At 73.5% G+C, this 11,798-nt stretch carries 11 protein-coding genes and 1 riboswitch; of the genes, 1 reads left to right on the plus strand and 10 read right to left on the minus strand.

Translation table 11 applies throughout. The annotated features are described in order from the left end of the window. Positions 1-7: 7 nt before the first annotated feature. The 7 genes from ACIA5F_RS15750 to ACIA5F_RS15780 all read right to left on the minus strand — a co-directional run bounded on the left by ACIA5F_RS15750 (position 8) and on the right by ACIA5F_RS15780 (position 7,232). Positions 8-556 (minus strand): GAF domain-containing protein, encoded by a 549-nt coding sequence (locus tag ACIA5F_RS15750; protein WP_399353122.1) that lies wholly within the window; start codon positions 554-556, stop codon positions 8-10. A gap of 216 nt (positions 557-772) precedes the next feature. Continuing rightward, entirely contained in the window at positions 773-1,153 is a 381-nt protein-coding gene (locus tag ACIA5F_RS15755) for a DUF742 domain-containing protein (protein WP_399353124.1), read from the minus strand. A 101-nt stretch (positions 1,154-1,254) separates the two neighbouring features. Next, positions 1,255-1,689: a roadblock/LC7 domain-containing protein gene (locus ACIA5F_RS15760; RefSeq protein WP_399353125.1), complete on the minus strand. Its 435-nt coding sequence runs from the start codon at positions 1,687-1,689 to the stop codon at positions 1,255-1,257. Positions 1,690-1,799: 110 nt separating this feature from the next. Further along, positions 1,800-3,575: a sensor histidine kinase gene (locus ACIA5F_RS15765; protein ID WP_399353127.1), complete on the minus strand. Its 1,776-nt coding sequence runs from the start codon at positions 3,573-3,575 to the stop codon at positions 1,800-1,802. A gap of 281 nt (positions 3,576-3,856) precedes the next feature. Further along, on the minus strand, positions 3,857-5,056 hold the full coding sequence (locus ACIA5F_RS15770) for an MBL fold metallo-hydrolase (protein WP_399353129.1): 1,200 nt from the start codon (positions 5,054-5,056) through the stop codon (positions 3,857-3,859). Positions 5,057-5,244: 188 nt separating this feature from the next. After that, the gene (locus ACIA5F_RS15775) at positions 5,245-6,030 is read right to left on the minus strand and encodes an SGNH/GDSL hydrolase family protein (RefSeq protein WP_399353131.1); all 786 of its coding nucleotides are present in this window, start codon (positions 6,028-6,030) and stop codon (positions 5,245-5,247) included. Between the two features lie 128 nt (positions 6,031-6,158). Continuing rightward, a complete protein-coding gene (locus ACIA5F_RS15780; RefSeq protein WP_399353133.1) occupies positions 6,159-7,232 on the minus strand; it encodes a peptidoglycan DD-metalloendopeptidase family protein in 1,074 nt (357 codons plus the stop codon). A gap of 4 nt (positions 7,233-7,236) precedes the next feature. Further along, a riboswitch (cyclic di-AMP (ydaO/yuaA leader) is annotated at positions 7,237-7,410 on the minus strand. A gap of 315 nt (positions 7,411-7,725) precedes the next feature. On the opposite strand from ACIA5F_RS15780, the gene ACIA5F_RS15785 reads away from it, so the two are divergent. Next, the gene (locus tag ACIA5F_RS15785) at positions 7,726-8,550 is read left to right on the plus strand and encodes a tyrosine-protein phosphatase (RefSeq protein ID WP_399353135.1); all 825 of its coding nucleotides are present in this window, start codon (positions 7,726-7,728) and stop codon (positions 8,548-8,550) included. A 29-nt stretch (positions 8,551-8,579) separates the two neighbouring features. On the opposite strand, the gene ACIA5F_RS15790 is transcribed toward ACIA5F_RS15785, so the two are convergent. The 3 genes from ACIA5F_RS15790 to ACIA5F_RS15800 are packed head-to-tail and all read right to left on the minus strand — an operon-like array spanning position 8,580 to position 11,706. Beyond that, positions 8,580-10,031, minus strand: a complete 1,452-nt coding sequence (locus tag ACIA5F_RS15790; RefSeq protein ID WP_399353137.1) for an aspartate aminotransferase family protein — start codon at positions 10,029-10,031, stop codon at positions 8,580-8,582. Further along, complete coding sequence (gene hpnH, locus ACIA5F_RS15795; protein ID WP_399353139.1) at positions 10,028-11,059, minus strand: adenosyl-hopene transferase HpnH; 1,032 nt, start codon at positions 11,057-11,059, stop codon at positions 10,028-10,030. The genes ACIA5F_RS15790 and hpnH overlap by 4 nt, the downstream gene beginning before the upstream one ends. Before the next feature lie 5 nt (positions 11,060-11,064). Further along, positions 11,065-11,706 (minus strand): 1-hydroxy-2-methyl-2-butenyl 4-diphosphate reductase, encoded by a 642-nt coding sequence (locus ACIA5F_RS15800; protein WP_399353388.1) that lies wholly within the window; start codon positions 11,704-11,706, stop codon positions 11,065-11,067. Positions 11,707-11,798 lie beyond the last annotated feature (92 nt).

Raw genomic sequence — 11,798 nt, forward strand, 5'->3', positions numbered from 1 at the left:
GCCCGGCTCAGTGGGCCTGCCGGTCCTCGCGCTCGTCCACCAGGGCCGCCAGCTCCCCGGCCAGCGCCTTCACGGTGGCCAGCCCCTCCGTCCCCCAGCGTCTGGGCACCACGTCCACCGCGCAGACCGTGCCCAGGACGACCCCCCGCCGGTCCGTCAGCGGGGCGCCCGCGTACGACCGCACCCCGCTCTCGTCGACCACCGCGTTGCCCGCGAAGCGCGCGAAGTCCCTCACGTCCTCCAGGACCAGTGCCCGTCCGCGCACCACCACGTGCGGGCAGTACCCGTGGTCCCGGGGCAGTACCCGGGCCGGGTAGGCGCTGGCCGGGGCGTGCGCCGCGTGGTGCAGTCCGGCGAAGAACTGCCGTTCCTCACCGACGAAGTTGACCCCCGCGTAGGGCGCGGCCAGCGTCTCGGCCACGCGGCGGGCGAAGGCGTCCAGCTCCGCTTCGGCCCGCTGCCCCAGGCCCAGCTCACGCAACCGGACGGCCCGTGCGGGCGCCTTCGGGTCCACCGGCGTGAGCAGCAGGTGGCCGGTCGATTCGTAGGACGTCATGGCGATTCCCCCAGCGGTCGGTGGACACGGAACAGGGACGGACAGGAAAGGGACGAACAGGAACAGGAACAGGGAGAGAGGCAGCGCGACAGGGCGGGATGCAGGTACAGGTACGGGTACAGGTACGGGTACAGGTACGGGTACAGGTACGGGTACAGGTACGGGTACAGGTGCAGCGGTGGGGGCGGGCCGGGGTGGTGGCGGGGGCGGGGGTGGTCACAGCACTCTGCGCAGGCCGTCGAGGACCGCCCGGAGGAGTGAGGCGTCGTCGGCGGCGAGGTCCTCCCCGCGCAGGAACCGGGGCGCCCGCACGACGACCGCCCCCTGTTCCACCAGGTCGGACAGGAGCACCTTCACCACCACCGCGGGCAGCCGCAGTTGCCCGGCGACCTCGGCGACCGTGACCGCCGCGACGCCCTCGCACAGCCGCAGCGCGAGGGCGTGTTCCGCCCCGAGCGGGGCGCCCGGCCGCGCCCCGGTAGCCGTGACCCGCGACAGCAGGTCCAGGACGACGGCCGGCCTGGTCCGCCCACCGCTGGCCGTGTACGGACGTATCACCCGGCCCGCCGAGTCGTCGAGCCACGGCGTGTCGCGCACGCGCCCCGTGCCGTCGTGCGGGACGCCCTCGTACGGGACGCCGTCGTACGGAGTTTCCCGGTGCGGGGTTTCCCGCGCGTGTGCCCCCGGCCTGCGGGCCCTCATCGCTCCGGGGTGACGGCGGACCGCCGCAGCGGGGCGGCGAGGTACGGTCGCACGCTCTTGACCAGCATCGCCATCTCGTAGCCGACCACCCCGGCATCGGCCTCCCGGTCGGCGAGCACCGCCAGGCAGGTCCCGGCCCCGGCCGCCGACACGAAGAGGAGCGCGGTGTCCAGCTCGACCACCACCTGCCGGACCTCCGCTCCGTCGCCGAACCGGGACCCGGCGCTCCGCCCCAGCGAGTACAGCCCGGAGGCCAGCGCGGCCATGTGGTCGGCGCCGTCGGCGTCCAGGCCGTAGACGCAGCTCACGAGCCCGTCGGCCGTGAGCAGGACGGCGTTGCGCGTGTACGGCACGCGCTGGACCAGGCTGCCGAGCAGCCAGTCGAGGTCGGAGAGCCGGCCGCCGGTCTTCGTCGCCACTTCGCCGCTCATGGGATGTGCTCCTTGCTGGGGTGGGGGGTCGGGGGCGCCGGGCCCGCAGGTGCACCGGGGGTCGTACCCGGTGTCGGCCCCGAGGGGGTACCCGGGGCCGTGGCCGGCGGTCATGCCCGGTTCTCCGGCTGGGCCAGGCCGAAGCCCCGCTGGAAGGCGGCCATCAGCCCCGGGTCGTGCAGGGGGTGCCCGAAGTCGTCGGGCCGCCGTGGGGCGGGGGTCTCGCGCAGCTGGTGGACGAGGTGTTCCTGCGCCCGCCGCCGGGGCAGCGGTGGCGCCTCCTCACCGGCCGGGATGCCACCGGGACCGGCCACCGGGACCGCGAAGGGCGCCGCCTGGACCGGCGCGGGGGCCGGGGCGGGCGAGGCGTGGCGCGGCGCGGGTGGCCGTGCCCATGCCGGCGCCTGCTCCTGCGCGCGCGCCCGTGCCTGCGTCCGCGCCCGTACCGGTGCCTGTACCTGCTCCGGAGCCGGAGCAGGTACAGGCGCCGGGGCCGGTGTCTGATCCGGCCTTGATCCTGCTGTCTGCTCCGGTGCCGGCCAGGACGGTACGGACGGTCCCGCGCCCGGCTGTTCCTGCCGGGGCAGGGGAACCCGTACGGGTTCCAGGGGCGGCAGGGCCATCCTGCCCTCGCCGGTCCCCCACGAGGTGGCCCGGGAGCCGCCCAGCGCGTCGGCCGCGGTCGCTGCCTGCGCGCCCAGCAGCTCCTGGGGCAGCACCAGCACGGCGACGACGCCGCCGTAGATGTTGGACTTGAGCTCGACGGCGATGCCGTGCCGGCGGGCCAGGACCGAGACGACGTAGAGGCCGATCCGCCCGTCCGCCAGCAGGTGCTGGACGTCGATCCGGTCGGGGTCGGCGAGCAGGGCGTTCATCCGGTGCTGTTCCGCGGGTGGCATGCCCAGTCCCCGGTCCTCCACCTCGATCGCGATCCCGGAGGTGACCCGTTCGGCGCGCAGCACCACATCGGTGTCCGGGGCGGAGAACACCGTGGCGTTCTCCACCAGTTCGGCCAGCAGGTGCACCACGTCGGCGACGGCGTGGCCCCGGACGCTGCCGCCCGCCGGGGGCACCACCTTGACCCGGGTGTACTGCTCGACCTCGGCGACGGAGGAACGCAGGACCTCGCTCAGGTCGATGGGACGGGTCCACTGGCGGCGGGAGGCGGCGCCACCGAGCACGGCGAGGTTCTCGGCGTGGCGGCGGATCCGGGTGGCCAGGTGGTCGACGTGGAACAGCTCCTTGAGCAGTTCCGGGTCCTCGACCGTGTCCTCCAGCGCGTCCAGCAGCGAGATCTCCCGGTGCACCAGCGACTGGAGGCGGCGGGCGAGGTTGACGAAGACCTCCACCTTCCGGTCGTTGTCGGACCCGGGGGGCGGGGCCGCCAGCCGTGCGAGAGCCTCGTGCGCCTGTTCCCGGGCGCCGCGCAGCTCCTGGGAGAGCGGCCAGAACTCGTCCACCCGGGCGGGGTCGGTGCCCGGCGGCGGTCCGGCCGGGTCCCCGGGCTCCGGGCGGGGCACGGGTTCGCCCCGCTCCAGCCGTTCGGCGGCGTCCCCCAGCTCCTGCCGGCCCCGCTCGCTGGAGCGGAGCAGCGCCTCGCACCGCTCCCGTACGGCCCTGGCGGCGCGGTGGGCGCCGAGCAGGGCGGCGGTGAGCGCCCCGGCGACGAGCAGGGCGCAGCCGGCGAGCAGCGGCCACAGCCGGGGGTCCCGGTCGCCGGCTCCCCCGCCGAGCTGGAGGGTGAAGATCACGGCGGCGGCGCCGCTGAGCCCGGCGGCGAGCGTGGGCAGCAGGGCGGCACGGACCAACTGGGGCCGTATCTGCCGACGGGGGCCGGGGGCGGTGTGCTTCGACGGGGAGTGGCGGGCGGCGCGGAGTCCGGACATCGGCGTCCTCGGTACGTGGGGCCCGGCCCCCAGCGGTTCCGGGGCCGGGTGTTGATCACCGGGAACCACGCTAGACCGCAGGCCACCGCCCCGGACGGGCAGTTGGGGAACTTGGCCATGCTGCTTCCCGCTCCCGATGGAGCGCTCGCACAACAGCCCGAATACGCCGGGAGCGCACACGCCCCGGCGCACCCCCGTCCTCACCGCCCCGGCCGCGAACCCCTCCGCCCCCGGCGGCGAAGGCCGGGGGCGGAGGGGTTCGCGGCGCCAGTATCCGACCGTCAGGAACCGACGGTCTCGGTCTCCTCCCGGGCTGCCGACGGCGGCCGGTCCGGGTCGCCCGGCCCGGGCCGGGCGGCCGGTGCGGGCGGGCCCTCCACCGCGAAGGGCCGCCACCAGGGTGCGGCCGGGACCTGTGCGGCGCCGGGTTCGAAGGGCTGGCCCGGCACCGGCAGGGCGAGCGCCGCCCCGGCCTTCCCGGCGGCGGCCAGCGTGCCCTCGCCCGGCTCGGCCCACGGGTGCAGGGCCAGGTTGAAGGTGCCCCAGTGGATCGGCAGCATCGTGCCGCGCGGGGCGCCGCCCTGAAGGTCGAGGTGGGCGCGCATGCCCTCCTCGGGGGTCATGTGGATGTCGGGCCAGTACTCCGAATAGGCCCCGATCTGGATCATCGTGGCGTCGAAGGGCCCGTGCGTGGCGCCGATCTCCTTGAAGCCGGGGAAGTAACCGGTGTCCCCGCTGTGGTAGATCCGGTGTTCCTCGCCCGCGACGACCCAGGAGGCCCACAGGGTGTGCTGCTGGTTGCGCAGACCGCGCCCGCAGAAGTGCCGGGCGGGGGTCGCCGTGAGGGAGAGGCCGCCGATCCGGGTGGACTCGTTCCAGTCCAGCTCGCGCAGCCGGGAGGCCGGGACGCCCCAGCGCTCCAGGTGCGCGCCGACGCCCAGCGGGACGGCGAAGACCGTGTCCGTCCCGGCCAGCTCCTTGATCGTGGGGAGGTCCAGGTGGTCGTAGTGGTCGTGCGAGATCACCACGACGTCGACCTTCCCCAGCGAGGCCAGCGGCACCGGCACCGGGTGGAGGCGCTTGGGCCCGGCGAAGGGGAAGGGGGAGCACCGCTCGCCCCAGACCGGGTCGAAGAGCACCCGGCGCCCGTCGATCTCCGCGAGCACGCTGGAGTGGCCCATCCAGGTCAGGCGCAACCCGCTGACCGGCGGCTTCGCCAGCTCGGCGAGGGTGGTCGGGTAGACCGGGACGGGCGCGCCGGGGCTGCGGCGGGCCCGCTGCTCCTTGTGGAAGAAGATCCTGGCGAACTCCTTGCGCGACCCGGAGGGCCTGGCCCGCGCCCCGACCGGGTTCTGGAAGACCCCGTCGGCGAAGTTCGGCGAGCGGCGGATGCGCTCCAGCCGTGCGCCGGACGGGTCCGCGCCGAAGGCTTCGGGCCGCAGCTCGCGCAGCCGTGGACGCAGGGGTCGGGAGCCGGTCAAGGCACCTCCTGGGACGATCGGTCGGGTCGGGATGGCCGTACGGACCACGATCATCCCAACGCGTACCGTCCCCGAACGATTCCGCCCGCGCACCCGTGCACCCGCGCACTCCCCGCAGGCCCCGCCCCGGCGGCCCGCCCCGCGGCCCCGCAGCCCTGCGGCGTCAGGTCAGGTCAGGTCAGGTCAGGTCACAACGGCAGCAGGTCCGGACGCTTCGCCGCGACGTGGTCCCCGGAGGACTCCCCGCGCAGCCGTCTGCCGATCCACGGGACCAGGTGCTCGCGCGCCCAGTGGATGTTGTCCCGGGTCACGTCCACCGATCCGCGCGGCCGCTGCGGCGGCCACGGCTGGTCCGGGTCGGCCGGCACCTCCAGGCCCAGCACCCGCGCGGCGCGCAGCGCGACCCGGGTGTGGCCTTCGGGCGACAGGTGCAGCCGGTCGCCGTCCCAGGCCCGCCGGTCCTGGACGGACTTCAGCGACCAGAGGTCGAGCACCGGGCAGCCGTAGCGGTCGGCGATGGCGCGGACGTGCGCGCTGTACGTCGCCACCTTGCCCCGGAGGTGCCGCAGGACCGGCACGCCCCGGGTGTCGAAGCCGGTGGTGATCATGACCAGGCCGACGGCCCCGGTGAGGTCGGCGACGGCCGCCTCGAACCGCTGCGCCACGTCGTCGGGGTCGCTGCCGGGCCGGATGATGTCGTTGCCGCCCGCGCAGAAGGTCACGAGGTCCGGCGCGAGCGCCCTGGCCCGGGGGACCTGCTCGGCCACGATCTGGTCGAGCAGGCGTCCCCGTACGGCCAGGTTCGCGTACCGGAAGTCGTGCTCGTCGCGCTGATCGGCCAGGAGCACGGCGAGCCGGTCCGCCCAGCCGAGAAACGAATCCCCGGGTCCCGGGTCCCCCACGCCTTCGGTGAAGCTGTCCCCGATCGCCGCGTACGAGCCGATGGTCTTGGGTGTCGTCGTCGTCGCTGCCACGGAACGACATCCTTCACCGCCGTACACGACCTACGCCAACGTAAGCAGGGGTTGACGGACCGTGATCTACACCACGGTGCAGGTGAGGAATACGTACGGGTGGGACCCGGCGCACGGGCGGCGGCGGCTCAGATGTTCGCGCCCTTCGAGCGGAGGTAGCCCAGCGGGTCGATGTCCGAGCCGTAGGACGGGCCCGTGCGGATCTCGAAGTGGAGGTGCGGGCCGGTCGAGTTGCCGGTGGAGCCGGAGAGGCCGATCCGCTGGCCGGTGGTGACGCTCTGGCCGGTCGAGACGGAGAGCACGGAGAGGTGGGCGTACTGGGAGTAGCGGCCGTCCGCGTGCCGGACGACGACCTCGTTGCCGTACGCGCCGCCCCAGCCGGCCGAGACCACGGTGCCCGCGCCGACCGCCTTGACGGTGGTGCCGGAGCTCGCGGTGAAGTCGACTCCCGTGTGGTAACCGGAGGACCACGCGGCGCCCCCGGCCCGGTACGGCGTGGAGACCCGGCCGCCGACCGGGGCGACGAAACCGGAACCCGTGGAGGCGCCCGGCCCGGTGGCGGGACCGGACTCCCCGGCCGTGCCTCCGGTGGAGGTGTCCTCGTCGGCGACCGGAGGCTTGGTGGAGGGCCTGACGGCAGAACCGGAACCCGACCCCGGACGGGCTCCGTGACCAGCGGCGGCGCCGGTACCGGACGCAGAACCGGAACCGGGTTCCGGGCTCTCGGCCGGAGCTGCGGGGGCCGGAACCGGGACAGGAACGGGAGCGGAGGCAGGAGCCGGGACGGGAGCCACGGGCTTCGCCTTGCCGCCGAGCGTCAGCCTCAGGCCCGGGTGGATCAGCGACGGGTCGGCGCCGACGGCCTCGCGGTTGTCCGCGTACAGCCGCTGCCAGCCACCGGTCTGCCCGCGCTCCGCCGCGATCTTGGAGAGGTGGTCCCCCGGCACGACGGTGTACACGGTCGGCGCGGCGGCCGCGGGCGCCACCGGAACCTCCACGGCCCGCCCGGGTACCGCGCCGAGAACCGCGCCGGGGGCGTGCGCCGCGACGGGAGCGGAGGCCGGGGCCGGGGCTCCGGCCGCGTGCGCCCCGGAGGCGCCCGTCAGCGGCAGCGCGAGAGCCGCGCCCCCGGTTCCGGCGTAAGCGAGACCACGCGTTATCGAAAGGGACCTGGGACGGCGGTGCTTACCCTTTGCGGGCATGGCGGATTCCTCTCCGACGCCTGCGAGGTGAGCTGTCGGGTTCGGACGGGAGATGTCCGGCCGTTCATGTGCGGCACATGACCGGCTTCACCCCGAGCCATCCCGGTGCGGAGATCCGGAACAGCGCCTTCCTGGTTCCCCCGCTCCTGCCGCGTACGTGAATAGTCGGATGCGGTTTCCGGGCGGCGGCAGGACGAGGCGGTCCGCCCGGATCGTCGCGAAGGTAATCCAGGCCGACCGCACGGAACAAGCCGCGAATTCCCTGACGGAATCACAGAAAGGAGGGACTGCCGGAATTCCCGTCACCCTCCGTCCATTCCCCACCGCCAACAGCCGCCCCGGGCGGGCTATTCGGATTTCGTGATCAGACACTCACGGTCACCGTATGATCTGGCTCACGGGGAGGCGTCCGATCTCGCCTCCTCATACGGCAACTCGGCGCCAATCAATGCAATTCGGACACCCTGCGACGATGACGATAGGGAGAAGCTCCATGGCCCAGCAGATACCTCCGGCACCGCCGAACCTTCCGACGCCGGAGCCCGATCCGGAGCTGACCGGGGTGCGCAACTTCCGCGACCTGGGAGGTCTGCCGACCACGGACGGGCGCGAGGTCGGGCCGGGGCTCCTCTTCCGCAGCGGGCATCTGGCGCACGCCACGGAAACCGGAACGGCGTTCCTGAGCTCGCTCGGCCTGCACACCGTCTTCGACTTCCGCAACCACACCGACCACGCCGTGGAGGGGCCGGACATCGCGCTGCCCGGCGTACGGAACGTCAACATCCCGCTCTCGGACCCGGCCGACGCGGGCGATTTCTGGAGGACGGTCCACGAGGGCGGCGTCGAACAGCTCCGCCCCCTGCTGGGCGAGGGCAGGGCCGCCGCGCGGATGTCCAACTCGTACCGCACCATGGTCGAGCGCCGCACCGCCGAACACGGCCGGGTGCTGCGCGCCCTCGCCGAGGACAGCGTCCCGGCCCTGATGCACTGCGCCGCGGGCAAGGACCGGGCCGGGCTGTCGGTCGCCGTCACCCTGCTCGCGCTGGGCGTCGAGCGCGGGGCCGTCATGGCGGACTACCTGGAGTCGAACGCCCCGCACCGCCGCTACCGCCTGCGCCGCGGCGGCGAACCGGTCGGGGCCCGCGACCCCGAGGTCAAGGCGTTGCTCGCCCCGCTCTTCGACGCCCGGACCGAGTACCTGGCCGCGGCCTTCGAGGCCGTCGACGGGCGCTGGGGCGGGGTCGGGAACTACCTGGCCGAGGGGCTCGGGCTCACGCCCGGGACCCTCGGCCGGCTCCGGGACCGGCTGCTCCGCTGAGGCGGGCGCGGCAGGCCGCCGCAGGACCGTCAGCGGTTGCCGACGGCCTGCTTCACCAGCGTCCTGCCGAACTCCCACATCAGGGCGGACCCGCCGTGCGCCTCGTCCATGACCTCACGGAAGGCGCCGACGAACCGGTCGATGTCCGCCTCGTCCAGGACCAGCGGCGGGATCAGCTTGATGACTTCCAGGTGGTCGCCGGAGACCTGGGTGAGGATGCGGTGCTTGTGGAGCAGGGGCGCCACGACCATCTGCGCGAACAGGCCCTTGCGGGCCGCCTGCAGCATCGACCAGCGTCCGCGCAGTCCCAGGGAGGACGGTCTGCCGAACTCGATGCCGATCATCAGGCCGCGCCCCCGCACCTCGTGCAGCAGCTCGTACTCGTCCACCAGCGCCGCCAGCCGCCCGCGCAGCAGCTCGCCCTTGGCGCGGGCGCCCGCCACCAGTTCCTCGTCCTCCATGACCGAGAGCACCGCCAGCCCGGCCGCCATCGCCTGCGCGTTGGAACCGAAGCTGGCGGAGTGGACGAGGACCCGGTCCATGGAGGAGTAGACCTTCTTGAAGATCCAGTCCTTGCCCAGGGTCGCGCCGACCGGCACGTAGCCGCCCGACAGCGCCTTGGCCACGCACACCAGGTCCGGCTCCACGCCCGGTTCGTGCTGGTAGGCGTAGAAGTCCCCGGTGCGGCCGAGGCCGGTCTGCACCTCGTCGGCGATCAGCAGCGCCTTGTGCCGGTGGAGCAGTTCCTGCGCGGCGGGCAGGAACCCGGGCGGGGACGCGAGGACGCCCTTTCCCTGGACGGGCTCGACGATCAGGGCGGCCACGTCCCCGCGCCGCAGCTCCCGCTCCAGCGCGGCCAGGTCACCGAGCCCGATCCGGGTGTCGGGCAGCAGCGGCGCGAAGCCGTCCCGGAAGCCGCCCTCCCCGTTGACCGAGAGCGAGCCGGCGGTCAGCCCGTGGAAGGCGTGGTCGCAGTAGAGGACCCTGGGCCGTCCGGTGGCGTACCGGGCGAACTTCAGGGCCGTCTCCACCGCCTCGGTGCCGCTGTTGCCGAAGAAGACCCGGTCCAGGTGCGGGGTGTACGACAGCAGCTTCTCAGCCAGCAGCCCCGGCAGCGGCTGGCAGTCGAAGCGGGTGAGGTCGGCGAGCTGGGCGTCCAGGACGTCGTGCAGGGCCCGGCGGACCACCGGGTGGTTCCGGCCCACCCCCATCACCCCGAACCCGGCCAGCATGTCGAGGTGGTCGTTGCCCTCGGCGTCCCAGAAGTGGGCTCCCTCGGCCCGTTCGTAGACCTTGTCGAAACCGATGGTGCGCAGCATCCGGGGGAGCTGGTGGTTGAGGTGGCGGGCGTGCAGCTCGTACCGTTCCCCGCCGCGCGCGGCCAGCAGGGCGCCGAGGTCGAACCCCTTCCCGGCGCCCCCGCCCGTGTTCCCGTCCGTGCTCCCCGTTCCGGCCCCGGTCCCGGTCCCGGCTGCGGTCATGCCCGCTTCTCGCGGTTGCTCGCCACCGTCTCCCGGGCCGCGCGCAGGGATTCCTTGAGCGAGCCCATGGTGGCGAGGACCGCCGTGGGCTCGTATCCGCAGTGCGCCATGCAGTTCGCGCAGCGCGGGTCCTTCCCCCGGCCGTACTTGTTCCAGTCGGTCTCCTCGATCAGCTGCCGGTACGTCGGCACGTAGCCGTCGCTCATCAGATAGCAGGGGCGCTGCCAGCCGAAGAGGCAGTAATTGGGAATGGCCCATGCGGTGCAGGGGAAATCGGCTTTCCCTTCCAGGAAGTCCAGGAAGAGCGGGGAGTGGTTGAGCCGCCAGCGGCGCCGGTTCCCGCCCGCGAAGGTCTTCCTGAAGAGTTCGCGGGTCTGTTCGACGCCGAGGAAGTGTTCCTGGTCGGGTGCCTTCTCGTAGGCGTAGGCGGGCGAGATCATCATCTCGTCCACCTGGAGGTCGTCGTTGAGGTAGTTCAGGACCTCGATGATCGTCTGCGGGGTGTCGGTGTTGAAGAAGGTGGAGTTGGTGGTCACCCGGAACCCGCGCTTCTTCGCCTCCTTGATGGCCGCGACCGCCTCGTCGAAGACGCCCTCCTTGGCCACCGACTCGTCGTGCCGCTCGCGCAGGCCGTCGATGTGCACGGCGAAGGCGAAGTAGGGGGACGGGGTGAAGTTCTCGATCTTCTTGCGGAGCAGCATCGCGTTGGTGCAGAGGAAGACGTACTTCCGCTTCGCCACCAGCTGCCGGACGATCTCGTGGATCTGCGGGTGCATCAGGGGCTCACCACCCGCGATGGACACCATGGGCGCGCCGGACTCCAGTACGGCGCCGACCGCCTGGGCGACCGGCATGCGCTGTTTGAGCACCCCGGCCGGGTGCTGGATCTTCCCGCACCCCTCACAGGCCAGGTTGCACGCGTAGAGGGGTTCCAGCTCGACGATCAGCGGGAACTTCTCGCGCTTGCGGAGCTTCTGTTCGAGAAGATAGGTCCCGACCCTGATGGACTGTCGCAACGGCATGGCCATCTGGCTCACCTCCTGGGGAGCAGCAAAGAACGGTGCCAGTCATAGAACGCGGGTAGTACGGCACGCAACACGCGGAAGGCCGATATTCCACCTCGAACCGTTCCGATTCGGACGAGCTCATGCTCCGGAGCGTCCACGACCACCCGGACGGCCGCAACCGGACGGGCCCGGCCCGTCCCGTCCCGGCCGGCGCGGGTGGCGGTCCACAGGGTGGCCGCGGACTCCATGTCGACCGCGATGGCGCCGGTGGCGCGCAGGTGTGCGCGTTCCTGGCCGCGGACGACGTGGTCGGTTCCGGTCAGTACGCCGGTGTGCACGGTCCGGCCGGGGACGGCCCGGGCCAGTGCCTCGGCGAGCAGGTCGGTCCCCGCGCAGGTGACGGTGGAGCGCGGGTCCCGGGTCTGGGCGGCGACGACCAGGTCGCCGGGGTTCATGCCGGGGACCAGCCCGGCGCAGAAGCCCGTCGCCAGGACGGCGGCCCGGCGCAGCCCCGGCTCGGCGAGGGCCCGGCCGAGGGCCCGTTCGGCCGCGCGCGGGCCCATCCCGGTGCGCAGGACGGCGTACCCGGGCGGGGCCGCGCCGCGCGCGCCGCGGCCTCCGCTGCGCAGGGCCGCCTGTTCGATCCGCAGGGCGCAGGCGACCAGCAGCGGGACGGGCTCCCCCAGCCCCGACTCCGACCCTGGCCCCGGCCCCGGCCCTGGCCCTGGCCCTGACCCTGGCCCTGGCCCTGGCCCTGGCC

It is taken from the genome of Streptomyces sp. NPDC051567 (genome assembly GCF_044454165.1).
Lineage (GTDB): Bacteria > Actinomycetota > Actinomycetes > Streptomycetales > Streptomycetaceae > Streptomyces.